Source organism: Stenotrophomonas sp. FW305-3-2-15-E-LB1, from assembly GCF_058787375.1.
In genome coordinates this window covers 80,837-104,470 of the sequence record NZ_JBYSZR010000014.1, presented here as the reverse complement: position 1 = coordinate 104,470, position 23,634 = coordinate 80,837, and the positions used below count along the sequence as shown (strand labels likewise).

The 23,634-nt window shown below is 62.4% G+C and carries 18 protein-coding genes; 6 read left to right on the top strand and 12 right to left on the bottom strand.

What is annotated here, in order from left to right; genetic code table 11:
• Nucleotides 1-269: 269 nt before the first annotated feature.
• A complete protein-coding gene (locus tag AC3WL7_RS12220; RefSeq protein ID WP_492750425.1) occupies nucleotides 270-1,067 on the bottom strand; it encodes a siderophore-interacting protein in 798 nt (265 codons plus the stop codon).
• A gap of 66 nt (nucleotides 1,068-1,133) precedes the next feature.
• Nucleotides 1,134-1,700, bottom strand: coding sequence for a PadR family transcriptional regulator (locus AC3WL7_RS12215; RefSeq protein ID WP_492750424.1), 567 nt, complete (start codon nucleotides 1,698-1,700; stop codon nucleotides 1,134-1,136).
• A gap of 637 nt (nucleotides 1,701-2,337) precedes the next feature.
• Between AC3WL7_RS12215 and aceE the strand changes: the two genes are divergently transcribed.
• From aceE to AC3WL7_RS12200, 3 genes are all read left to right on the top strand, one after another.
• Nucleotides 2,338-5,025 carry a pyruvate dehydrogenase (acetyl-transferring), homodimeric type gene (gene aceE / locus AC3WL7_RS12210; protein WP_492750423.1) on the top strand — a complete coding sequence of 896 codons (2,688 nt, stop codon included), beginning with the start codon at nucleotides 2,338-2,340 and terminating at the stop codon, nucleotides 5,023-5,025.
• 79 nt (nucleotides 5,026-5,104) lie between these two features.
• On the top strand, nucleotides 5,105-7,540 hold the full coding sequence (locus AC3WL7_RS12205; protein WP_492750422.1) for a tetratricopeptide repeat protein: 2,436 nt from the start codon (nucleotides 5,105-5,107) through the stop codon (nucleotides 7,538-7,540).
• Nucleotides 7,537-8,139 (top strand): HNH endonuclease, encoded by a 603-nt coding sequence (locus AC3WL7_RS12200; RefSeq protein ID WP_492750421.1) that lies wholly within the window; start codon nucleotides 7,537-7,539, stop codon nucleotides 8,137-8,139. Before AC3WL7_RS12205 ends, AC3WL7_RS12200 begins: the two co-directional genes overlap by 4 nt.
• A gap of 68 nt (nucleotides 8,140-8,207) precedes the next feature.
• On the opposite strand, the gene AC3WL7_RS12195 is transcribed toward AC3WL7_RS12200, so the two are convergent.
• The 10 genes from AC3WL7_RS12195 to AC3WL7_RS12150 form a co-directional block, all read right to left on the bottom strand.
• Nucleotides 8,208-9,164 carry a DNA cytosine methyltransferase gene (locus AC3WL7_RS12195; protein ID WP_492750420.1) on the bottom strand — a complete coding sequence of 319 codons (957 nt, stop codon included), beginning with the start codon at nucleotides 9,162-9,164 and terminating at the stop codon, nucleotides 8,208-8,210.
• A 322-nt stretch (nucleotides 9,165-9,486) separates the two neighbouring features.
• Nucleotides 9,487-10,386 carry a NaeI family type II restriction endonuclease gene (locus AC3WL7_RS12190; protein ID WP_492750419.1) on the bottom strand — a complete coding sequence of 300 codons (900 nt, stop codon included), beginning with the start codon at nucleotides 10,384-10,386 and terminating at the stop codon, nucleotides 9,487-9,489.
• A 64-nt stretch (nucleotides 10,387-10,450) separates the two neighbouring features.
• Entirely contained in the window at nucleotides 10,451-10,882 is a 432-nt protein-coding gene (locus AC3WL7_RS12185) for a very short patch repair endonuclease (RefSeq protein ID WP_492750418.1), read from the bottom strand.
• Between the two features lie 96 nt (nucleotides 10,883-10,978).
• Nucleotides 10,979-11,746 carry an HNH endonuclease gene (locus tag AC3WL7_RS12180; RefSeq protein WP_492750417.1) on the bottom strand — a complete coding sequence of 256 codons (768 nt, stop codon included), beginning with the start codon at nucleotides 11,744-11,746 and terminating at the stop codon, nucleotides 10,979-10,981.
• Between the two features lie 159 nt (nucleotides 11,747-11,905).
• Nucleotides 11,906-12,124 (bottom strand): hypothetical protein, encoded by a 219-nt coding sequence (locus AC3WL7_RS12175; RefSeq protein ID WP_492750416.1) that lies wholly within the window; start codon nucleotides 12,122-12,124, stop codon nucleotides 11,906-11,908.
• Nucleotides 12,125-12,221: 97 nt separating this feature from the next.
• The gene (locus AC3WL7_RS12170; RefSeq protein WP_492750415.1) at nucleotides 12,222-13,013 is read right to left on the bottom strand and encodes a hypothetical protein; all 792 of its coding nucleotides are present in this window, start codon (nucleotides 13,011-13,013) and stop codon (nucleotides 12,222-12,224) included.
• Nucleotides 13,014-13,307: 294 nt separating this feature from the next.
• Nucleotides 13,308-13,676: a hypothetical protein gene (locus AC3WL7_RS12165; protein ID WP_492750414.1), complete on the bottom strand. Its 369-nt coding sequence runs from the start codon at nucleotides 13,674-13,676 to the stop codon at nucleotides 13,308-13,310.
• A gap of 483 nt (nucleotides 13,677-14,159) precedes the next feature.
• Entirely contained in the window at nucleotides 14,160-14,375 is a 216-nt protein-coding gene (locus tag AC3WL7_RS12160; protein WP_200733685.1) for a hypothetical protein, read from the bottom strand.
• A gap of 116 nt (nucleotides 14,376-14,491) precedes the next feature.
• Nucleotides 14,492-15,793 carry an McrC family protein gene (locus AC3WL7_RS12155; RefSeq protein WP_492750413.1) on the bottom strand — a complete coding sequence of 434 codons (1,302 nt, stop codon included), beginning with the start codon at nucleotides 15,791-15,793 and terminating at the stop codon, nucleotides 14,492-14,494.
• Between the two features lie 2 nt (nucleotides 15,794-15,795).
• Complete coding sequence (locus tag AC3WL7_RS12150) at nucleotides 15,796-17,850, bottom strand: McrB family protein (RefSeq protein WP_492750412.1); 2,055 nt, start codon at nucleotides 17,848-17,850, stop codon at nucleotides 15,796-15,798.
• 809 nt (nucleotides 17,851-18,659) lie between these two features.
• On the opposite strand from AC3WL7_RS12150, the gene AC3WL7_RS12145 reads away from it, so the two are divergent.
• The 3 genes from AC3WL7_RS12145 to AC3WL7_RS12135 are packed head-to-tail and all read left to right on the top strand — an operon-like array spanning nucleotide 18,660 to nucleotide 23,617.
• Nucleotides 18,660-20,906, top strand: a complete 2,247-nt coding sequence (locus AC3WL7_RS12145; protein WP_492750411.1) for a GTPase family protein — start codon at nucleotides 18,660-18,662, stop codon at nucleotides 20,904-20,906.
• Nucleotides 20,907-20,918: 12 nt separating this feature from the next.
• A complete protein-coding gene (locus AC3WL7_RS12140) occupies nucleotides 20,919-22,622 on the top strand; it encodes a LeoA/HP0731 family dynamin-like GTPase (RefSeq protein ID WP_492750410.1) in 1,704 nt (567 codons plus the stop codon).
• Complete coding sequence (locus AC3WL7_RS12135) at nucleotides 22,619-23,617, top strand: helix-turn-helix transcriptional regulator (RefSeq protein ID WP_108758651.1); 999 nt, start codon at nucleotides 22,619-22,621, stop codon at nucleotides 23,615-23,617. Before AC3WL7_RS12140 ends, AC3WL7_RS12135 begins: the two co-directional genes overlap by 4 nt.
• The last annotated feature ends 17 nt before the right edge of the window (nucleotides 23,618-23,634 follow it).

Here is a 23,634-nt window from a genome sequence, read left to right as displayed (position 1 = left end):
GAGCATGGGCTCGGCTCTACAGGGCAGGCAGTGCGGACCAACGGTCCGCACCTACCGAAGGTGGTGCGGTCCGCACCCACCCCAAGCGACATCAATCGCCGTCGGTTTCGTCCGGGTGCGCCGGGTAGCGCCGCCCTTGTAGAGCCGAGCCGATGCTCGGCTTGCCGATGAAGCAGCCGAGCATGGGCTCGGCTCTACAGGGCAGGCAGTGCGGACCAACGGTCCGCACCTACCGAAGGTGGTGCGGTCCGCACCTACCCCAAGCGACATCAATCGCCGTCGGTTTCGTCCGGGTGCGCCTTCCAGTAGCCGGTCGAGCGGATCCAGTCGCGCGGCACGCCCAGGTGGCCTTCGATGAACTTGCGCATCATCCGGGCGCGGCGCGATTCGGTGGCAATCCAGTAGAACGTGTCGCCGTCGGGCGCTTCGAAGTCGGTCAGCATGTCTTCCAGCAGCGTGCTGCTGGCCGCCGGGAAGCCATTGCGCTCCAGCCAGTGGATGCGCACGTTCTCGTACTGCGGCAGGTCCTGGCGCTCGTCCTCGTCGCTCACTTCGATGTACGCCTGCACCTCCGCGCCATCGGGCAGCACGTCCAGCCAGCGGGCGATGGCCGGCAGTGCGGTTTCATCGCCAATCAGCACGTAGGCGTCGTAATCGTCGGCCACCACGAACGAGCCGCGCGGGCCGCCGATGGCCAGGCTGTCACCCGGCTGCGCACGCTCGGCCCACGGCCCGGCGATGCCCTGGTCGTGCAGCACGAAGTCGATGGCCAGCTCGCCGGCCTCGTGGTCCCACCAGCGCGGGGTGTAATCGCGCGCCACCGAGTGCTCCTTGCCCTCGGGGTAGCGCGGGCCCTCGGCGGTCATCGTCGGCAGCACCATCTCGCCGCTGCTGTTGGGGAAGAACAGCTTGATGTGGTCATCCGGGCCGGGCGAATCGAAACCGGCCAGATCGGCGCCGCCCAGCACCACGCGGCGCATGTGCGGGGTGACAGTCTCGGTGCGCAGCACGGTCAGTTGGCGGAAGCGCACATCCAGGCGCAGGCGCGAATTCTCATGTTGGGTCATTGCAGTACCTGTGCAGGTAGGCGCGCGGGGTCGCGCGCGTGGAAGGGGTGAACGACCTGGCGGGCTTCAGTCTGGCTGGGTCGGGGTAACGGGGTAGGGGCCATCGCCCAGCGCGCCGTTCAGCAGCGCAGACGCACGCGACAGCTGCGCGGCCACGGCTTCGGCCTCGCCCTCGCTCCAGCGGCCGTGGTGGCGCACCAGCGCCTGCTTGAACTCGCGCAGGGCGGCGGCCAGCGGCGGCGGCAGCGAGGCCTTGGTGATCTCGCGGGCGCGGTCGAAGGCGCGGCGCTGGGCCAGCCGCACCTGGGTGCGCTGCACCTTCAGCTCGAACTCGCCCGCGGCGGTGATGCGGAACACCCGGCGGCCATCCTCTTCTTCCGAGGCCACCCAGCCGGCCTGCTCGAAGCTGGCCAGCAGCGGGTACATGGTGCCGGCGCTGGGCGTGTAGGCCTGCATGAACAAGCCGCTGATGTGCTGGATCAGCTCGTAGCCGTGGCGCGGCTGTTCGCCGATCAGCGCCAGCACCAGCAGGCGCAGATCGCCACGGCTGAGCACGCGGGGCTGGCCGTTGCGGCGGGGCACGGCGGGTGCATCGTCTTCCTTGGGCGCCTTGGCGGTAGAGGTCCGGGCCATTTCGATATATCGGTAACGAGTGTGCAAACGATATATCGATAAGCCGAACCGGACAAGTAGGGTTTCGGCCAGACCGATGTGCGGTTTCGGCCACGGGGCCGGGCAGGGCAAGGGCAGAGGGCAGGGCGTGCGCGCGCTGCAGGCCACCATTGCGTGGCCCGGCATCCGTGCCAGGCCACGCAACAGCGGCTGCGGGGGTGCCCCGGTGCTCCGGGGCGGGCAGACACGCGGCGAACCGCTGGAAGGGGCCTGCTCGCGGCCAAAGTGCGCACCTGCGGCCGCCCCGGTCCAGAGCCAGACGCGACGGGTTGTCAGACATTCAGCCGCGCACCGTCAGGCAAGCCTTACCCGGGCCCGGGCTGCCCCACCATGGTCATTCGTGGCGGTAACACTGCGTCCTGCACGTGGACGCAGCAGGCCGTAAGCGACAGCCGACGCAGGCCGATACGGCGGAAAAAACAGAGGGTTGCAGCCGCTTGTCCCGCCCCGCGCTGGCCCGGGACAGGCCTTGCGGACAGTGGCCGCCTGCATCCATACGGCAGCGTAGCCAAACGACGAAAGCCCTTGGTGCGCTACACTTTGCGGTCTAGATATCTATACAACAGTCGCGCGCGTGCGTGCGGTAATGGGAGCGCTAATGAACTGGTTGAACGAAGTGCTGAACAACGACACCAATCCTGTGGAAACCCAGGAGTGGATCGAGTCGTTGAAGGCCGTCATTGATGTCGAGGGCCCCGAGCGCGCGCATCAGCTGCTGGAAGGCATGGTGGAACTGACCCGTCGTTCGGGTGCGTACCTGCCGTTCTCTCCCACTACCGAATACGTCAACACCATCGATCCGCAGCTGGAGGCCAAGAGCCCGGGCAACGCGGAACTGGAATGGCGCATCCGTTCGATCATCCGTTGGAACGCGATGGCCACCGTCGTGCGTGCCAACCGCAAGCCGGGCGACCTGGGCGGCCACATCGCCTCCTTCGCTTCGGGTGCCACCCTGTACGACGTGGGCTTCAACCACTTCTGGCGCGCCCCGAGCGACAGCCACCCGGGCGACCTGCTGTTCATCCAGGGCCACAGCGCCCCGGGCATCTACGCGCGCGCCTTCCTGGAAGGCCGCATCAATGAAGAACAGCTCGACAAGTTCCGCATGGAAGTGGACGGCGGTGGCCTGTCGTCCTACCCGCACCCGTGGCTGATGCCGGACTTCTGGCAGACCCCTACCGTGTCGATGGGCCTGGGCCCGCTGGCCGCCATCTACCAGGCGCAGTTCATGCGCTACCTGGAAAACCGTGGCCTGATCGAGAAGTCCGACCGCAAGGTGTGGTGCTTCATCGGCGACGGCGAGAGCGACGAGCCGGAAACCCTGGGTGCCATCGCCCTGGCCGGCCGTGAAGGCCTGGACAACCTGATCTTCGTGGTGAACTGCAACCTGCAGCGCCTGGACGGCCCGGTGCGCGGCAACGGCAAGATCATCCAGGAACTGGAAGGCGTGTTCCGTGGCGGCGGCTGGAATGTCATCAAGCTGCTGTGGGGCGGTTACTGGGATGCCCTGCTGGCCAAGGACACCAATGGCGTCCTGAAGAAGCTGATGATGGAAACCGTCGACGGCGAATACCAGAACTGCAAGGCCTTCGGCGGCGCGTATACCCGCGAGCATTTCTTCGGCAAGTACCCGGAAACCGCTGCGATGGTCGCCGGCCTCAGCGACGACGACATCTGGCGCCTGAACCGTGGTGGCCACGACCCGCACAAGGTGTACGCCGCCTACCACCAGGCCGTGAACACCAAGGGCATGCCGACCGTCATCCTGGCCAAGACCGTGAAGGGTTACGGCATGGGCAGCGCCGGTGAGGCACTGAACCCGACCCACCAGACCAAGAAGCTGGACGACGAAGCGGTGCGCCACTTCCGCGACCGCTTCAACATTCCGGTGACCGACGCGCAGCTGGCCGATGGCCAGGTGCCGTTCTACCACCCGGGCCCGGATTCGCCGGAAGTGCAGTACCTGCAGGAGCGCCGCAGCGCCCTGGGCGGTTACCTGCCGCAGCGCCGCCGCAAGGCCGACAAGAGCTTCAACGCACCGAAGCTGGAAACCTACGAGCGCCTGCTGAAGAGCAGCGGCGAGCGCAGCTATTCCACCACCATGGCCTTCGTGCAGAGCCTCAACATCACCCTGCGCGACAAGGAACTGGGCCCGCACATCGTGCCGATCGTGGCCGACGAAGCCCGTACCTTCGGCATGGAAGGCCTGTTCCGCCAGATCGGCATCTACGCGCCGTTCGGCCAGAAGTACAAGCCGGTCGACGCCGACCAGCTGATGTTCTACCGCGAAGACCAGAGCGGCCAGGTGCTGCAGCAGGGCATCAGCGAGCCGGGCGCCATCAGCTCGTGGATGGCTGCCGGTACCAGCTACTCGGTCAGCAACGTGCCGATGCTGCCGTTCTACATCTACTACTCGATGTTCGGCTTCCAGCGCGTGGGCGACATTGCCTGGCAGGCCGCTGACATGCGTACCCGCGGCTTCCTGCTGGGTGGCACCGCCGGCCGCACCACGCTGAACGGTGAAGGCCTGCAGCACGAAGATGGCTTCAGCCACCTGGTGGCCGGCGGCATCCCGAACGTGCGCAGCTACGACCCGACCTTCGGCTTCGAAGTGACGGTGATCCTGCAGCACGGCACCAAGGCCATGATGGAAGATCAGGTAGACGAGTACTACTACCTGACCCTGATGAACGAAAACTACACCCACCCGGAAATGCCGGAAGGTGCAGCCGAAGGCATCGTGAAGGGCATGTACCTGCTGACCGACGCCGGCAAGCCGAAGAAGGGCGAGCTGCGCGTGCAGCTGCTGGGTTCGGGCACCATCCTGCGTGAAGTGATTGCCGCCGCCGAGCTGCTGGACAAGGACTTCGGCGTGACCGCCGACATCTGGTCCTGCCCGAGCTTCAACGAGCTGCGCCGCGATGGCTTTGACGCCGAGCGTGCCAACCGCTTCCACCCGGAAGGCGAACAGCGCAAGGCCTACGTGACCGAGCTGCTGGAAGGCCGCCAGGGCCCGGCGATTGCCGCCACCGACTACGTGCGTGCGTATGCGGACCAGATCCGTGCGTTCGTGCCGATGTCGTACACCGTGCTGGGTACGGATGGCTTCGGTCGTTCGGATACCCGTGCGAACCTGCGTCGCTTCTTCGAGGTTGACCGGTACTACATCGCGCATGCCGCGATTGCGGCGCTGGCTAAGGACGGGAAGATGACGGGTAAGGACGTGGCTCGGGCGATCAAGCAGTACAAGATTGATCCGGAGAAGGCTAACCCTGTTGGGGTTTGATTTCTCTCAGCGCATGTTAGATTGAGCGGGGCGGCCTAGTTTGGCCGCCCCGTTTTCTTTATGCGTCTTGGGAGGGGGGATGCAGTCTTACTTTGATGATCTCGTAAATGATGTACGCAAAACGGATAATCAAGTTGAGCTTCGCGCAAAGGTAATTGCAGCGACTCGGCTTCTCATGCAGCAAGCAGTGTTCGGTTTGGCTGAATGGGTGGGGCAGAAAGTTCCTGATCCTTCTGTTGCTCCCGCTAGAAGTATCGTTGACTCACTGTGGCAGCCTGCCGACGGGGCGTTGGTTGATGCGCTTGATAGCTTGCTTATCTGTGCTGATCAAACCGGCTGGTCTGGAATATCAAGAATCCTGATCAGGAGTGTTGTTGATCGACCTGCTGAGGAAATCTGCGGTGATGGCCCAAAGAATATGTTGGGGCTTCTTCGATCACTTGTTCAGATGCGAAACAATGGCGCTGAGGGCCACGGTCTGATCGGTGGGTATCGACCGGAGAGCGAAATAGATGCGATCTCGTTCCTTGTCGAAGCACTTGCTCCTGTTCTCCCGAAAACGACTGACGGAAAGAGTCTTGTTGTCGGCGTTCAGCCCGACGAGGTCTCGCTTAATTTTCTAAGATTGTGGAATGGAAGCCCGGCACTCGTACGAAAAATTCGTCGAATTGCCTCGGATAGGGTGAGGGTCTACTGCCAGCTTTACGGGGAGGGCGGGCGGGCGGAATTCAACTACGATGCGTCCAATCCTTTTGCTGGCTTGGGCGTGAAAGAGCTTCCTTCGCTAGTCGAATGGAACAACAGCTGGCGCCCAAAGGTTTTCATGCCGGATCGAAAAACCGATTCGTTTGCTGGTCGACAAGCGCAAGTTGACGAGCTTGTAGAGTGGTATGAAGACCAGGACGCTCGAGCGTGCTTGGTCTACGGCGATGGTGGCTACGGAAAAACGACCCTCGCAATTGAGTTTGTTCATCGTGTGCTTGACGAAGACATAAAAATATCTTGGAAGCCAAAGGTTGTTATTTTCTATACTGCCAAGAGGACGCAATGGGGGTTGGGTGGTCTCGAGCCAATCAAGGCCGGGCAGCCGCATCTCATCGAGTTGTTGGTCAATGTGCACCTTCTCCTTTTTGGTGCATTCCCCGCCAATGATTTCTACAGGCTGGATCTCGCTGCCGCCGCTTCGCAACTTCAGGGCAAAATTCAGGATCAAGTCGGTCTGAAGAGGCAAGAGATATGGCTTGTTATAGATAATACTGAAACACTGATATCTGATGAAGGCGAAGGTCGGCTGGTTGGAAAGGAAATAAAAGAAGTTGCGCGAAGGATTGGAAGGGTGCTCCTGACCTCCAGGCGAATGGAGCATTTGGAAGCGTCTCCCATCGAGGTTCCTGTCTTCGAAATGCGAGAGGCCATTGCATTTGTGAGGGAGCGCTCGCGATCACTCCAGTGCAAATTGGGCTATGAGGCCTCAGATGAGGAACTGGAGGGGGAGATAGATAGAATTGAGCGGAGGCCTATCGTTCTCGAGGCATTCGTTGGAGCTCTTTGTGATCCAGGCGTTAGGAAAATATCTCGCGCGACGGAATGGGTTTCAAAAATGTTGAGCAAGGATCTCGGAGAGTTCTTGTTCGCTGACGTGTGGTCGAAGTTCTCGCCGGATGAGAAGCGGGTGTTGTTGCTGATGGCTCGCGTAGGTGATGTCCACCAGTCGTACTCATTTAAGACCTGCTGCGAAGAATTTGGAGTCCCCGTTTCTTCGATGGAACGAGTCCTTCAGCAATCAAGCGGTATTGCGTCATTCGTAACGGTAGCGAATGACGTGCAAGTTAGTTTTTCCAGGAACTTCGTTGACTTCGCTAGTGGTCAGAAGGTGAAAGGCATTAATGGTGTCGATTCGCCGACTGCAGAGGATGTCCTGCGAGTTACGGCAAGAGTGTCCGCAATGGTAAGGAATGCAGCGAGGTACCTGACTGGAGCTAGCAGTGAGGCAGTTCGCACCCCATTGGCTAGGGCTGCCGAGATCGCCAGACGAGAAGGCAAGATTGACGAGAGCCAGAGATTGTTCGAGCAAGCTGTTGCCTCTGACAGCATGAACGGCCACCTGCGTGCAAAGTTTGCATATTTCCTGTTCTCGGCGAGACAAGACATGGATGCCGCGCTTCATCAGGCCAAGGCCTCTGTCGATTTGCTGCCTGGTGATCCGGAAGCTTGGTTCCTTCGTGGAATGATTGAAGCAAGACAAGGTGATGTTCGCGCATGTGACCTATCTCTCTCCAAGGCAGAAGACCTAGGTGTGCCGTGGTACAGATGCTCGGTACAGCTAACGTGGGGCCTTCTTAAGGCTAGGCCTCCGCAATTGCCACTCGCGGCAAAGGAGTTGGCTAGGCTTGATACCTACCTGAAGTCAAAATCTAGCGACCGCAGGGTAATGGGTGAAATTGACCTGCTCAAGCGTAGGATGAAGTCACTCGCTGACCGGCGCCCGAAAGCTAGCTCGGGAGGTCCAAAGTGAGTAAACGGAAAGCAAATTCCGGCTCAGATCCAAAGGTGCGTCGCGGAGCACGATCCAAGCTTCGAGAGTTTTTCCTGGACAACGTCGGGACGATTCTCAACGCCGATCAACTGCGCCGCGCGTCAGGTGGAATCAACGAATGGGGACGACGTATTCGCGAGCTTAAGTCTGAAGAGGGATATCAGATACTTACCAACAATGATGATGCAAAGCTAAAGCCTGGTCAGTATCTATTGATCTCATCGAACCCAATTCCGTCGATGGAAAGGCGCATATCGAGCTCGACAAGGGCCTTTGTTCTCGATCGCGATGGTTATACGTGTCAGATGTGTGGGGCGATGGCCGGAGAGGCTGACACCCAAGCTCCTGGTCGTAAAGTGAAGCTCCAGATGGGGCATGTAATCGACAAGAGCCACGGTGGTGGAGATACCGCCGACAACCTTCGGGCGCTGTGTGTTCGCTGCAACCAAGGTGCCTCAAATTCCACTTTAACTCGACCTAGCTGGATCACGCTGGTGACGCAGGTTCGGCGTTCCACAGTTGCTGATCAATTACGATTGCTCGCCTGGCTCCAGAGCAAGTTCAAGACTGAAAACTGACCCAAGGAATGGCTGAGCGGCAATTGCCGTTCAGCCAAATTTTTGGAAGGGTCGGAGGCGGGAACCCCCTAGGCCGCTTTAGACGTACGGTGCTGAAGTAGCGCGCGCTTAATTTGTGTGGCTACCGCCGCGGCAACCGGCGGAGGGAACGCATTGCCAATCTGCCGGTAGGCTGCAGTCTTTCGCCCCGCAAATTCCCAAGCGTCCGGAAAGCCCTGGATACGAGCAGTCATTCGGGGCGTAAGCCGGGGCATGCCAACAAAATCAGCCTCAGGTGCCTGGTCCCAAAGACCCATGCCATCAACGCCAAGCGCCGCCCAAGCCTTCTTCGCCCGAGTCGGGCCAAGATCCGGGCCGCCGTGCTTCTTAGATCCACCGACAAGCGTAGGAGCAATCGCATTCGCTCCCTCACGCCATGCGTCAACTTGATCCCAACCTCTCGCACCCATCAGATCGTGCAGAAGCTCACCGACCGTCTTCGGCGGCACTTCCAATGCTTCTGGCCAAGAAAAGCCCGAGGCCAGTTCCTTTCGCAGGCCGACGAATATTACGCGCGGACGAAGCTGGGAAACGCCGTAATCTGATGCGTGAAGCAACCGCCAATCGCCCACGTACCCCAGCTTCTTGAGATCCTTCTCGACACCCTTTCTGTAATCTTCAAACTTTGGGTCGAGGAGGCCGCGGACGTTCTCCAGCATGATGGCTTGAGGACGAACTTGGTCCACGATTCTAATGGCTTCAGGGAACAGATCGCGCTCGTCGTCAGCGCCAAGTTGCTTCCCTGCCTTCGAAAAAGGGGGGCAGGGAACGCCGCCGGCAACCAGGTCGACGCCGAAGTAGGGAGAAGCGTCGAACTCACGAAGATCTCCCTCAATTACGTTCCAATTGGGCCGGTTCAATCGAAGCGTCTGGCAGGCTGCCGGCTCCCATTCCACGAGGGCGGAATGGTCGAAACCGGCCATCTCCAGGCCGAGGCCCTGTCCGCCAGCACCAGCGCACATTTCAAGGGAAGTGAATTGACTCATGTAGATCTCGGATCAATAGGGCCTCCGCAGGGAGGGGGAAGCGCTGGGTACAGCACGGATTCCTGCGGACGCCGGGTGTCGGATAGGGGGCTTAGGGCTGGGAAGTACACGCTGATGCCGTATCAGAAGCTGAGACTGGAACATGCGTGGTCCAACCTCGCCTGACAGGCCGGTGCCTGTCCAGATTCCTGGGTGCCCCATCTTTGGCAGCCGCCAGCGTACCAAGCCTGATTGCTAGTGCAAGTGGCTTGGATTCAGGGCGCATGGCTAATCAGCCAGGGGAAGTCGATTCCGCCTGTAGATGTCTGAACTGTGATGGTTGTCAAGCCCTATCGTGGGGCTTGGAGTCAAAGCACTTCGCCGTTTTGTGAGAGCGGGGAATCGCTACGTCCGCACCTGGGCTGAGGACGTCATCAGGGACTCTGATGCTCAGCCACTCGTCCCGAGCGACAGGGTTGTAGCCTCGCGAAATCATGACCTCCCGATCCGCGAGGTAGGTGGCGCACAGGACTTGATAGCCCTCTTTGGCCAGCGTCTCCTTCATCTCGCGAGCCCGCTTCACCGCATCCCTTTGCTGTGCCAACTGCTCGATCACGTCGCGTGGGATGAGCACACCCGTTGCCATGGTGAAGAGCGCGCGTACCCTCTGTCGGCCGCTAGGCTGGGACAAGATCGTTGTACGGACCGTTTCCGGAAGATCCAGCATGAAGTTCCTGGGCATTGGCCCTTCTACGAGCCATCGAATCTGAGCCTTGCCAGCGGCGGAGATTGACTTCTTGCCGTCTCTGTTCTGGCCGTTGGTCAGCACTGCCGGGGTCATTCTCAGGAGGCCCAGCCAGCAAACTCCACGCGTATCGTCCGCTCGAACAAGCATGCAAAGCTGGCCCATCGCTTCCTGGGGGATCATCCAATCGCTCTTCACGGTGAACTTCGTGTCTACCTCGTGGCCGGCGATCAGGTTGTCCAGCAGTGTCCCGCGCTCCAAAGCTAAGGTCTTCCGGAGCAGAATCTCCACCTTGGTGCCGATGTAGGTCTTTTCAGTCTTCTCCAGTTGATCAACGCAATACCGACCGGTTCGCGGGGCATCGATCACCTCGTCAAACGCTGTCCGAAGAGCCTGGCCGACCTTGGCAAGCAGAGAAGGGTCGCGCAAAAGCGCCGCAGCGACCGCCTCCAGCGCATCGTCGTTCGTTTGAGGGGGGAGAGAGAAAAGTCCATTCATTTTCCCCTTCTATCACGAAGCAGGCTAATTGCGAAAGTCAGTGACGCCTTCTGCGAATCGTGGCCTAGCGCGCTCGTACAACGCTGCGAAGCAAGGCCGCAATTCGTTCCACCTCCCTAGAGAGACCTTCGGACTTCTTAATCCTGCATTCCCAAACGGTAATCACCCTCCAGCCCGCAGCCCTAAGTCGGCGTGCTGACCTCCGGTCGCGCCGGACGTTTCCGTCTAACTTCGGTGACCAATAGTCGACGTGGCTTCCCGGCCTTCTGCCTTTCAAGCAACTGTGCAGGTGCCAAAAACAGCCATGCACAAAGATGACTGTCTTGTACCTTGGAAGGATGAGGTCGGGTCGACCGGGTAAGCCTCCACCACCTAGAACGTAGCGAAAGCCTCGCGCGTGCAGGGCCTTGCGCAAACTGAGCTCTGGTTTAGTGCCCGAACTACGGATCCTGGACATCCGCTCGCTTCGGGCTTCCACGCTGAGAATGTCGGCCATCTGGCAGCCTCGTGTCCGTCCACGACAAGAATACTCGCCTGCCCAGCGATCCTAGGACGCCCTCTAGTGACCGATTCACGATCAGCATGATCTTTGCTACCAGGTGCAGCGCGAACGATGCAGGGCTAAGCAATCCACGCTGGGTGAAAGCTCGGTTGAAACTGTGCGCAACAGTTCGCGGCCATCGAGCTCCGCATAGGCGGAATGTAGCAAGGCTGGCGCAACGGCTATCCGCAGTGAATCGGGACTGACAGCGAGCAAATACAAGTCAAACAGGGTGTGCACGTCCGCGCGAAGAAGCAGGCCGTTACTGACCGCGTTGCTTGATCGGCCGGAGTAAGAGCAAATGTGAGCGGCCTCTAGCGCATCGACCACATCGCAGTCAGTCATTGCGCAGCGCCCACCGTAGGCCTCCAAAAGGGCCGAACGGAACTCCTGCTGCCCCTGGCGCCGCACGATAGTTGCGAGCACCCGTTTCCGTTCGTCGATTTCGCTCAGTGGGGAAAATGCGCCTGCAGCCTCAGCGTTCTTAACCTCTGTCTGCAACATCTCCTTCGTAGGGCCGGTTACGAAGGTGCTCACTTCACTAGGAAGGGCCAGGAGCTTTGCCAACTGAAGCTCAACATTAGTCCCCACGTTCGCCGCTGGCCGGAGCCCGGGCAGCCACTCCTTGTCGGCCTGCTTCAGGACGTGAGAAATGTTCTGCATGCGGTACTCCCACGCCTTGGGCGTACGTCCGTGGAGAGCTGCCAGCGCTCTGTAAACACTAGCCTTTTCAACTTTGGCGCCGAGGGCATGCTGTGCCTCCATGCGACGATAGGCCGCAACCGCCGCAGCGAGCTCGTCTTCCGTCCATTCGTTCACAGCCAAGCTCTCCTCTGTCGGCTCCATGAGCCGCTACCGGAGGAGTATGCAGTAGACGCCAGAAGTTGTCGTAATTGGCGCTAATTGGGTGTGCAGGGACTACTCTGCTGATCAGGATGCTCTGGCTCTGAGCCTTAGGGCTGCATAATGCCCGGATCGCTACTCATCTTGGCGCTCAAGTCCAAGCCGTGGCCACAAAGCATCATCGCGGTCCAAGTCGTAGTCTTCGCCAAATGCCAACGCCGCATCGCGCGGAGGTAAGTCCGCGTAGCAGCCCAGCAGGAACTCATCCATGCCGGCGTCGCTGTGGTCGATGGCAAACAGAGCCAGCAGAGCCTCATCAAAGGCTTTCAGCCACTCACTGTCGATCTTGGTCATGTTTTTCCTCCTGGGGCACGGAAGAATGGCGTAGAGAGGTCTCATGAAATGGGACGCTACGCGTAGCGCAATGTGGTGCTGAATCCGCGCCGCCCGCTCACCCCCTAACTTCATAACGCCGCATCAGCCCCACCGCAGCCGCTTCCAACCGCTGCCACTCCACCAGCATCACCCGCGCGTAGTTCATCTCCACCGCTATCCCACTCTCCACGTCCACCATGGAATGCCGGCACATCGCGATCCGGTCCCCTCCAGACCGCACAAGCGTCCGCGATCCCATCACCAGACCATCAGCCGTAACCCTCGCTGCATTGCAGCTGATGAATGTCCTTAGCCTCCCACCGTCCGCACGAACCACATACCAGTCCGGTTCCAACGCCTGCGCATCATCCGCCCCCGCCGCATGCTCGATGGCATACGGCGTCAGCCCGAACCGTGGCGGCTGCGCCACACGCTCCGCCAGGCTCTGCGCCCAGCCGCTGCCAATGTGCGGCGCCAGATAATCGCCGGTCCGCGCGTGGCCCACATAGCGCAGCTCAATGGATACCTGCCGGTAGCCATCCTCCACCGTCCGTAGTGCAAAGTCGCCCGGCGCGGCTGCTTCCAGATTTGGCCACAGCACGGCAAGCATCACCCCGCCATCAGGAAACGGGCCGATCTGGTTGAAGTAGAGATTGGCCGGAAACATGAAACGGCGCGGGCCCGCGTTCGCCTCCACCGGCTGCGTGGAGTAGCTGCGGCCTTCCACCATGCGTGGCTGGTTGGGGTCCACCATGAAGGCAAGGATGTCGTCATCGATGCCCGGCGATGGCTCCGGTGCACAGGCGGTGGCCGCCAAGGCGACCCCCAATGCAAAGAAGCCATACCGGTAAGAAGGTAAGCCGCTCATGGAAAACCCCCTTGCAGGACCAACGTGCGGACTATGCAGCTTCCCGACCCTGCGTCGGCGCACGCTCAAGCGCCAACACGCTAAACGCGACCATTGCCATCAGCATCTCCTCCGCCGAGCGGGTCGTTGCGGCATCGCTCCCCACGACGATGCCGCGATCCCTTACCGGGTTGCTTTGCTCCCCAGCAAAGTCACCTGCCTCCAACAAGCCCACCAGCGCCTCAAACGTGAGCCCGCGAACGCGTTCGCCTCTCATGTCAGCCCCCTCTGCGCAACGCAATCAGCTACGTGCAGTCAGACCCGCCCCTGCGCCCGCTCAGTCGCCAGGATGGTCAGCGACAGCACCGCCATCAGCAGCCCCTCCATCGAACGATCATCCAGGCAATCCTCCCGCGCGCCGTTCTGCCGCGAGCGCTCCCCGGCCAGCGCCATCTCGGCCACGGTGCGCAGGCCGCACAGGGCGCAGTCCGCATCGGCCATCTGCATGCGGCGGCCCAGGCTCAGGTGCAGCTCGGGCCAGGGCTGCCCATCGGCGGCGGCACCTTCGCCAATGCGCCGCAGCGTGGCGACAAAGCTGTTGGGATCGGGGAACAGGTCTTCTTCGTGATCGTCGATGGCCGGTTCGGGTTGGATCTTCAGAACGGGGGCTTTCGTTGCGCTCATGGCAATGCTCCATGCAGAAAGACAGCAGGGCCACCCATGATGGTGGCGGACGATGCGTGGCTCGAAAACCGGTAAGTGTCAGACCGGCGGGCACGAAGCCCCCACGCACCGCCCGCCATAAAGAGCGCGAACGGTTTGCCAGCCGACGCCACACAAAGGTGACGCCGGCTGACAAGCGTTTACTGCTGACACTTACCCGGGTTTTCGAGTCCCGCGCCACAGTGCTCTGTGGCAAGCCAAGGTGTACTCGCCTGGCAGCGGGATGCCAAGAAACCGCAGTCCGAAGAGGCCGCAAGTGCTGACGCTTACGGCATTGTTGCATGCTGTCCATCGCCCGAATGCTTTGCGGTGCAATGGTTTCGGGCGTTGTTAAGTCAACACCCGAATGCACCTCAAAATGCCCGCTTTACGAAGACTTGTAAGCCCGATTACGACAGCCCCATCGCAGCGCCAAACCGCGAAACGTGCCAATTGCGACACCGCTCAACTATGCATCGCCAAACCCGGCATCGGCCACAGCAACGGCGTGCGGGCCAGATCGTAGTCGTTGCCAAACGCCATCGCCGCCTCGCGCGGCTCCAGATCCGCGTAGCAGTTGAGCAGGTACTCATCCATGCCCGCATCGCTGTGGTCCACCGCAAACAGGCCCAGCAGGGCCTCGTCAAACTCTTCCAGCCACGCTGCGTCGATCTTGGTCATGGTCATCCTCCTGGGGCAGGGGAGGATGACGTGGGGGTGTCTCACGGACTGGGACGGGGCGAGCTGCGGGCAAGGCCCCGGCTCACCCGCCCCGGTTCGGCATGGCCTGGCCCCCCTCAGCCGCCACCACCTCCCGGCCACGCCCAGCCCTCAGGCAGCACCAGCTCGCTGCGCTCCAGGCAGAACGGCAGCACCCACAACTGCAGCCCTTCACTGGAGGGGAAGTCGAACACCGGCAACGGCTGATCAAAGTGGTCGGTACGCGGGTAGATCAGCACAACAGCCCCCTGGCCACCCAGATAGCTGCGGCCGTAGGCATGCAGCTGATAGAAATCGCCCTGGCTGAGGTCGTACCTGCGCGGCCCGCCTTCCTCCGTCGAATCCAGCAGCTTCCACTTGGTATCCATCACCAGCACGTCGGTACCCTGGCGGCTGACCACCAGATCCGGGCGCAACTGGAACCAATGGGCGCCTTCATGCCGTACCAGGTGGTGGCGCTTTGCCTGGGCATGCAGGCGGAAGTGGCCGGGCAGCTGCTTGCGCAGATGGTGGGCAACATACGCCTCAAACAGCTTTTCCATGGGGAACAACAGCGAGGGGGCCTGCTGGTCGCCAATGGCCGAGGTGGGCGTGAAGTCCCTCAGCACCATGCCTGCCCAGTCCAGTGCATCGCGGTAGCTGCGCATGTTGCGATCCAGCTGCACGCGCTGGAAGTCCTTCTCCGGGTCCTGGCTGACCGGTACATCGGTAAAGGCGAATGCCAGCTCGCGCGCCAACCGCTGGCGGTCCGCATCGCGCGAAACACCCAGCACCTTTCGAAGCGCCGCATGGATCAGGCGATTCTCGGGCCGGTCCGCGGTGAACTCGTCGTGCGCGGTGTGGAAGCGATCGGCGCGTGTCAGGTTGCGCCGAAGCTGCTGCGAGACCAGCAGCTTTCCACGCAGCGTAGGCAGATCATCCTCGCGTAGCTGATAGGTGCTCCTCAGCCCGCCCCGCGTGACCGCAACCACCGCCCGCAGGAACTCACCGATGAATACCTCCAGCATCGGCATGCGGTCGGCGGCAAGCTGCGCGCTGTTGAACCGCAGGCGCGAGATATGCGGCTGGCAACGCAGCATCTTCAACAGGAGGGCGCGCGCTTCCCCGGTACCGGCTGCCCGTGCCCGGCCGATCTTGGGGAGGATCTCGATAAGGGTGCCGCCAGGCGCGGCCACGACGCCCACGTAGCTGGTGACCTGCACGCCGCGGCGGCTGCGGCGCACCCAGGGCATCTGCTTGCCACCCACCAGCGCGATGGACTGCGCTTCCAGCCACGCATACAGCTCGGGCGACACCACGCGGACGTTGCTGGGCGCAGGGCCCAGCAACGGTGCGGGCACGAGCACATCGTACTCGTGCAGCGTAAGGGAAGCCGCCACGTTTACGCGTGACCCAGCAGCGAGGCGTAGACGCGGACGTAGGCTTCCGGATCCAGCAGGACGCGGGTATTGCGGGTGTAGCGGGCGCGAACGCCGTGCGATTCGCCCACGGATCCTTCGCCGAAGAGGCGCGTCAGTGATTCATCCTCGTCGCTGGATTCCTGCACGAACTGCAGATCCCTCGGCTTCTGGTTGTCGCCCAGCACGAGGCGGATCTTCTGCCAGTCATCGAAGAAGTACTCTTCCAGCAGCGGCAGGATCTGCTTGTCGAAGATCTTGCCCAGCTTGGCCATGCGCGCGATGCCATCTTCGTAGTCCTTCAGCTCGGTGAAGTACGAGTGGCCGATCAGATGGTCGCGATCGTACAGCGCTTCAATACGCTGGTTGATGGCCGACAGCATGTTGGGAATGTGGATGCAGGCCCCCTTGGTGTTGACCCGCAGGCCCGCCAAGGGGGCCACGCCCTCATCGGAGGTGTTGGGCAGCACTTCCTCGAACTCGAACCGGCGGCGCAGGGCCGTGTCCAGCAGCGCAAGCGATCGGTCGGCGGTATTCATGGTGCCGATGATGCTGACGTTGGCGGGCACCGAGAACGACTCCTGGGAGTAGGGCAGTACGACTGCATGGCAGCCCTCCCTGCCGGTGCGCTTGTCCAGCTCGATGAGCGTGATGAGCTCGCCGAAGATCTTGCTGATGTTGCCCCGGTTGATCTCGTCGATGACGATGGCGAACATCTCGTCCGGGAAGCGGCGCGCACGCTCGCACAGCTGCTTGAAAACACCTGGGCGGATCTCGTAACGCACATTGCCCTGTTCGTTGCCTGCGTCGATGACCGGGCGCAGGCCTTCCACGAACTCTTCGTAGCCATAGGACTGGTGGAAGGTAACGAAGCTGAAGCGCTCGGCGTGGCCTTCGGCGAAGGAGGCATCCTCTTCGTCGGCAGTGAAGAACTCCTTGAGCACATCGCCAAGGCCATGGGTCTTTCCGGTGCCGGGCGGGCCGAAATAGATGCGGTTGAAGGCCAGCTCGGTGGCTACCGCTTTGCGGGGCCTGGCGTGCGGATCCGCGCCGTGGCTGGCAGCCGTTTCGGGGGCGCCCTCGTCCGTATCGAGGTCGTCGCCCACCTGGGCGGGCCACAAGCCGCCGCGTCCGTCATCCGTGCGAACGAGGTCCTCGAGAATCTCCTCGTCTGCATTCAGTGCCGCTTCGATGCGGTCGACCATCTCTTTGGTGATGGGCTCTTTTACGAACCGCGCAATGCTTTCCAGCTCTGGGCGCCACGTTACCTGGCAGGTGCGCGTGCCGCGTACCGCGCCAACCATGGCCACGGCGCGCCCGCTGTTGGGATTCTTACGGCCAAAGCGCAGATGCAGGCGCGTACCCGCAAACCACCAGTCCATGTCGGCCTCGTGGACCAGGCGGGCAAGGCGGCAGAACTGTGCGGTTTCCTGCGCGGACCAGCCGCTGCGCTGTTTCCGGAAGGCCTCGCTGATGTCAAAGTGCTTCAGTACCGCGTCTGCTTCCACATGGCCGGAAAGGCCGATGCGCTGGGCCACCTCGTCATAACTCATCTCGAAGCGCTCGATGGCCTGGATGCTCCATGCGGTCAGCTCGTCCAGGGTCATGGCCAGGCCTTCCTCGATCGGCAGCACGGCCACGAAGGGCGGCGTGTCGCCCGCATCACGCAGTGCTCGATAGGCGTCGCGCACCGGGTTCCCGTCGTGCTGCATCACCGTATCGATCTTGACGACAAAGCCCTCGTGGCCATTCAGGCCGACCGTGTACGCCAGCGAAGAAGGGGAGTCGGGCTCGGGATAGATCTTCGCCCAGTTGTAGGAGGCGAAGGTGTTGCCCTGGGTGGTCGGGCGGCGGCGGATGCTGATCCGGCCGGAGGGGAACCGGGCCTGTTGGAGCTGCGTGGCCCACTCGAGCGTCACGTTGTACGCGTCGCGCAGCGTCTGGTAGCCGCGCTGCAGCCTGGGATTGGCAGGGTCATGCTTGGTGCCGTGCAGCGACTGCAGAAGTTCGAAGTGCTCGCGGGTATAGAACTGGGACATTGAGGCTTCCGTCTCGTGTGTGTGCGGGCAGAATCATTCCGACCCGATGTGGTTGTGGCACCCAATGCTGGGCGGCCACGGCGGCAGAAACTTTAGCGTTTTGAGCCTACGTTTCTGGGACAGTGATTTGCAGCGCGGCCTGGCAATTTTCTGATTCGTTGTAGATTCCCGAGCAGTGCCTCGTTGCTAGACTTCTGGCCATTGGCGGTGCAGAACGTGAGTCAGGAAATTGACGCGACACCAGATGTCGCATCGCTTGGGAGTATGGATCCCATCTTCCATACCGAGGCCGTTCGGCACGACCTTCATTCGACGCTCCGTGTTTCAGGCCGTCGCCATTCTGGCGTTGGCGGGATGGCTGGCGCTGTTCCATCGGCTGCCCTGAGGGCTGCAGAAGAAGGCGGTGTCGGCCGGGTGCGTGGGTGACCTGTTTACACCGGGCGGTCTGTGCCTATACTCCGCTTCGGCTGCGACAAACTGTGACGCAGTTCGCGCGATTTACGCCATGCATGGATGCAGGAGAAGACGACGAGGATGTTGTGCCCATCACGCCATTACCCCGCACCCGTCGGCAATGCCTGCCCGTGCCTGCGTTGGCGCAAGCCTCTCGATAACCCCCCCGCCCTGCCAGCTGCAAGCCACGCTTGCCAGTGCTGCTTCGGCAATGCGCGCGCGCCGGGGATGACCTTTCAGACACACGCCCCACAGGGCCTTTGACACCACCCGGCTGAGTACAGCCAGCGAACCAGAAACAGGGGAAAACATGAGCAGCCAGAGTGACCGCAACGTGCCAGCAGCGTGGGTGAACCATGCGCGCCAGTGATGTGGGGGCAGTGGGGGTGGCCGATCTTGATGCCGGGTCGCCGGAGCAGATCTACAGCTATGTGACCAACGGCGTTCGGGATGTGATCCACGCGTTGGAGACGCAGGCTGCCGATGCGGACGATGAACCGGTGCAGAGCGAGATCCTTGCAGCGCTCAGCCTGATGCAGGCCCGTGTGGCCGGCAAGCAGGAAGAGCTCCGCGCCGCCGCTGACTGGAAGGACTTCACCGTCGCGTTGTATGGCGAAACGAATGCGGGCAAGTCCACCATCATCGAATCGCTGCGGATCCATCTGGGCGAAGCGGAGAAGCGTGCGCAGCGCGGCCGCTACGACGCGCTGATGGCATCGCACGGGCTGGACGAGGAATCGATCGAGGCCTCGCGGCGGTCGATCACCCGCGCCAGCGACTCGGCGGCCGCTGCCTTGCAGCGTGGCACGGAACTGGAAACGCAGGCGCAGAGCGAACTGCAGGCGCTTGAGCGCGAAGTGGACGAGCAGAAGCAGGCCGTGGCCCTTGCTACCGCCAGCCGCACGTGGTGGCAGCGGATGCTGGGCAGGTTCAAGCGCGACCCCCAGACGGCCGCGACGGCCGCCCTGCAGGCGCGCCTGGATGATCTCCGCACGCGCCAGGCGCAGGAGCGCCAGCAGCTTGAAAAGGAGAAGGCGGCCGCCGACGCCGCACTGGCCAGTGCCGAGAATGAGCTGGGGCGTCGCCTGCGCTCGTTGCCGTTGCTGGTGGAACACGCTGACGGCGCGATCATCGGCGATGGCCGCCCTGACTTCACCCGCGAAACGCAGCGCTATGTCTTCGACAATGGCGGTGCGCCGATCGTCCTGCTGGACGTGCCGGGCATCGAAGGCGGCGAAGCCGGCGTAAAGGCGCACATCGACCGTGCTGTGCGGACCGCACACGCCGTGTTCTATGTCACCGGCAAGGCGGCACGCCCGCAGCACGGCGACAAGGAAGACGGCACGCTGGAGAAGATCAAGCGCCACCTGGGGCCGCAGACCGAGGTCTGGGCGGTGTTCAACAAGCGCGTGACCGCCGCGATGCCGCTGCGAAAGCCGGCAGGCCTGTTTGCCACCGATGCCGATGGCATCGCCGATCTGGACACGGGCCTGCGCGAAGCGCTGGCGGGCAACTACAAGGGCGTACTGCCGGTCAGTGCCTATCCGGCCTTCCTGGCCCTTGCAGACCGCCTGCCGCCGCCGGAGGCACTGGCCGACGCTGCGCAGGACCGGCGCGGGGCGCGGGCGAAGTTCCTTGCCGAGTTCGAGGCTGGCGAGCTGCTGGACAAGACCGGCTTTGCCGCAATGGCAAGCCACCTTGCCAGCATGGCGGTGGATGCGCCACGCAAGATCCGCCAGGCCAACGTGTTCAAGGCGAACCAGTCGCTGCGCACCGTGGTGGAAGAGCTGGATCTTCACGCTACCAGCCTGGAAACGCACGCGCGCAAGGTGGTCACCGAGACCAAGGCCGCACAGGGACAGGTGGACATGGCCGCAACGCGCCTGCGTTCAAGCCTTCGCAGTGACGCCTCTGATGCGCTGCGGACGTTTGAGACGAGCGTGCGCCAAGAGGTTTACGGGCAGATCAATGATGGCCTTTCCAACGATGCGCTGAAGGAACGCCTGCAGGCGAGCATGACCCGCAATGCGACGGCTCTGCAGGAGCAGCTGGCCAAGGCGTCGCGCAAGTCGATGGCAACGTTCCAGGACTCGATTGCCAAGACCACCGAGCGCTTCCAGAAGCACCTGAAGGACCTGGGTGAGCTTGCAAACAAGCAGAAGCGCGGCGTGCAGGATTCGGGCTTCTCGCTGGATCTGAAGATTGATAACGGCATCAGCGTCATAGGACTCGCCGCTTCCGCTGTCAGCGGCGTGTTACTGCTGCTCGGCGGACCGGCAGGCTGGGTATTCCTCACGCTGGGCGCGCTTGGCGTCGTGATCAGTGTGGTCAAGGCGGCGATCGGCTTCCTGAGCGAAGACTACAAGAAGGCCCAGCAGCGCAAGGCGGTGGACGAGAACCTCGAGAAGGCCCGAGCCTCGCTGAAGGACGACCTGGAGAAGAGCGAGCGCGCGGTGATGGAAGCGCTCGAAACCGCCTGCACCGAGGCCAAGGAGCGCCTGGCGCTTCCGCAGAAGGACATCAAGGCAAAGGCCGCCGTGCTGCGGCTTTCCACCACACGACTGGACGCGCTGAGCGCCCGGATCGATACCACACTGGCCTGAGGGGGCATCACCATGGATAACACGCTTGAACGATTCAAAGCGCAGCAGGAACGCGCTGCAGGGATGTTGCGGGAGCTGCTTGAGTTCCTGAAGGCCGGCGCCGATTTTGGCGTGACGATGGACGATGCATTCGAGCACAAGCTCGAATCCGCCATTGGCGCGGTGACCGGCGAACGGCTGAAGGTGGCGCTGGTGGGCGGGTTCTCGGAAGGCAAGACGTCCATCGCCGCTGCGTGGATGAACCGGCTGGACCGCCAGGGCATGAAGATCTCGCAGGCGGAGTCGACCGACCACGTGCTGGAGTACCCGGTGGGCGACGATCTGCTGCTGGTGGACACCCCGGGGCTGTTCGGCGAGCGCGAGATCGACGGTGAGACCTACAAGGAACTCACCCGCAAGTACGTGAGCGAAGCGAATCTCGTGCTGTACGTGATGGACCCGACCAACCCGATCAAGGAGAGCCACAAGACGGAGCTGACCTGGCTGTTCCGCGACCTGGCGCTGCTGTCCCGGACGGTGTTCGTGCTCAGCCGCTTCGACGCGGTGGCCGACCTTGAGGACGAGGACGAGTACCAGCGCCTGCTGGAAGTGAAGCGGAGCGCCGTGCGCCAGCGCCTGGTGGAGCTGATCGGGCTCTCGCCGGCAGAGGCTGAAGCGCTGAGCATCGTCGCCGTCTCGGCCAACCCGTATGACCAGGGCATCGACTACTGGCTGGCGAACCAGGACGAGCACCGCAAGCTTTCGCGCATCCCCTCGCTGCAGCAGGCAACCGTGGACCGCATCCAGTCCAGTGGTGGCACCGAGCGGCTGGTGGCCGACACGCGTACCGCCATCATTGCCGACGTGCTGAACAAGCACCTCCCGATCGCCGTCGAGCGCGGGGTGCTGATCAGCGCGGAACTGGAGCGCATGACCGACACTGTCCAGGACCTGTCCGGGCAGGTGACTCTCGCCACGCAGCAGGCGGAGGATGCGAAGGGCCAGATCCGGCGTTTCCTGGGGCAGTACTTCGCCGATCTGATCCTGCAGGCGCGAGGCGCGGACATGCAGACCTGGCCGACCTTCTTCGAGCGTGAAGTCGGGGCGGAAGGCATCATCATCCGCATGCGCCTGCAGGAGGAATACGCCAAGTCGCTGCGCACCGCCAAGCTCAACCTGGAGGCCGTGCAGGGCAGCTTCGTGGACGAGATCAATCACTTCAACACGGTGGTCTCGTCCATGGGCCAGCAGGGCGTCAAGTACCTGCTGGACGCCAAGCTGGTGAACAACAAGTCCATCCTGATGATGCGCGACGGTGTCGTGTCGGCGGGCAAGATGGTCGGCTTCGATCTGAGCAAGAACCTCAAGTTCGCACCGTGGGGCGCGCACAAGCTGGCCGGCGGCGTGAATGGCGCGCTCGCAGGCCTGGGCATCGCGATGGAAGTGTGGGATTCCTACCAGAAGATCGAGAAGGAAAAGAAGTTCAAGGCCGGCGTGGAAGAGTTCGTGGCAACGCTGGAGGCCCAGCGCAAGTCGCTGAACGATGAGCTTGATGGGGTTGGCAGCGATAGTCAGTTCGTCCGTACCTACTTCCCGGATCTGCGCGAGCTTCAGGATATGCTGGCCTCGCTGAAGGCTGCGCTGGAGGACATGTCGACGAAGAAGGTTCGCTTCGACGGCTGGCACCAGCAGGCGGACGTGCTGAAGGCCGAGTACAAGCGGCTGCGTGCGGGATGAGCACGGCCACCCATGACGCGCTCGCGCGCCAGTGGGAGATGCTGCGGATGATCCGGCCCGCACCGTGGAAGATCACGGTGCGGGAGCTGAGGGAGCGGTTGGCAGTGGAGGGATTCACCACCACCAGCCGCACCATCGAGCGTGACCTGAAGGAGCTCTCCGAACGCTTTCCGCTGGCATCGGACGAATCAAGCCGCCCCTATGGATGGAGCTGGGCACGTGATGCCAACTTCGCCTTTGGTGCACGCCTGACGACCTCGCAGGCAGTGACGCTGCTGTCGGCGCGCATGCATCTGCGCAATCTGCTGCCTCGCCTGGCCATGGCCGATCTCTGGCCGCTGTTCGACATGGCAGAGCGCGAGCTGGCCACGAGCGGTTGGCACGACTGGCACCGGCGCACGGCGATCATGCCGTCGGGCATGCCGTTGATTGCGCCGCTGGTTGAGCCGGCGGTACTGGAAGCCGTGCATTCCGCGCTCGGCCTGGGGCGATGCCTGGAAGGCGCGTACCAGTCTCGGGCGGCAGGCGAGGCCAAGCGGATGAAGATCCATCCGCTGGGCCTGGTCATGCGCGGTGCGGCGCAGTACCTGATCTGTACCCTTCGCGACTATGGTGACATCCGCAAGCTGGCGTTGCACCGCCTCAGCGACCTGTCCGTGACGGCGGAAGACTGCCAGCGGCCAGAGGGATTCAATCTGCAGGACTATGTGGCCCACGAGGGCCCCAAGTACCGGCCCGCCGGTCCGCTGAAGCTGAAGGCCCGCTTTGCCGCCGAAGCCGCGGCGCATCTCCGGGATACGCCGTTGTCGGCCGACCAGCAGATTACCGGTGACGAGGGAGGCGCTGATGTCGAGCTCACAGCGACGGTTGAGGATGACCAGACGCTGCGCTGGTGGCTTCTGGGCTTCGGCAGCCGGGTTGAAGTGCTGGAGCCGGCTGAGCTGCGCGCCGAGATTGCGGACCAGGTGAACGCAGCAGCCCATCGGTACAGCTGAAGCATGTGCGACGGCTG

Bases quoted from the DNA above. Each gene is read 5' to 3' on its own strand.
- AC3WL7_RS12165 (WP_492750414.1), bottom strand. From the start codon at position 13,676: ATGAGCGCAACGAAAGCCCCCGTTCTGAAGATCCAACCCGAACCGGCC.
- AC3WL7_RS12170 (WP_492750415.1), bottom strand. From the start codon at position 13,013: ATGAGCGGCTTACCTTCTTACCGGTATGGCTTCTTTGCATTGGGGGTC.
- AC3WL7_RS12190 (WP_492750419.1), bottom strand. From the start codon at position 10,386: ATGAATGGACTTTTCTCTCTCCCCCCTCAAACGAACGACGATGCGCTG.
- AC3WL7_RS12145 (WP_492750411.1), top strand. From the start codon at position 18,660: ATGCGCGCCAGTGATGTGGGGGCAGTGGGGGTGGCCGATCTTGATGCC.
- AC3WL7_RS12185 (WP_492750418.1), bottom strand. From the start codon at position 10,882: ATGGCCGACATTCTCAGCGTGGAAGCCCGAAGCGAGCGGATGTCCAGG.
- AC3WL7_RS12150 (WP_492750412.1), bottom strand. From the start codon at position 17,850: ATGTCCCAGTTCTATACCCGCGAGCACTTCGAACTTCTGCAGTCGCTG.
- AC3WL7_RS12195 (WP_492750420.1), bottom strand. From the start codon at position 9,164: ATGAGTCAATTCACTTCCCTTGAAATGTGCGCTGGTGCTGGCGGACAG.
- AC3WL7_RS12135 (WP_108758651.1), top strand. From the start codon at position 22,619: ATGAGCACGGCCACCCATGACGCGCTCGCGCGCCAGTGGGAGATGCTG.
- AC3WL7_RS12215 (WP_492750424.1), bottom strand. From the start codon at position 1,700: ATGGCCCGGACCTCTACCGCCAAGGCGCCCAAGGAAGACGATGCACCC.
- AC3WL7_RS12160 (WP_200733685.1), bottom strand. From the start codon at position 14,375: ATGACCAAGATCGACGCAGCGTGGCTGGAAGAGTTTGACGAGGCCCTG.
- AC3WL7_RS12175 (WP_492750416.1), bottom strand. From the start codon at position 12,124: ATGACCAAGATCGACAGTGAGTGGCTGAAAGCCTTTGATGAGGCTCTG.
- AC3WL7_RS12205 (WP_492750422.1), top strand. From the start codon at position 5,105: ATGCAGTCTTACTTTGATGATCTCGTAAATGATGTACGCAAAACGGAT.
- AC3WL7_RS12220 (WP_492750425.1), bottom strand. From the start codon at position 1,067: ATGACCCAACATGAGAATTCGCGCCTGCGCCTGGATGTGCGCTTCCGC.
- aceE (WP_492750423.1), top strand. From the start codon at position 2,338: ATGAACTGGTTGAACGAAGTGCTGAACAACGACACCAATCCTGTGGAA.
- AC3WL7_RS12140 (WP_492750410.1), top strand. From the start codon at position 20,919: ATGGATAACACGCTTGAACGATTCAAAGCGCAGCAGGAACGCGCTGCA.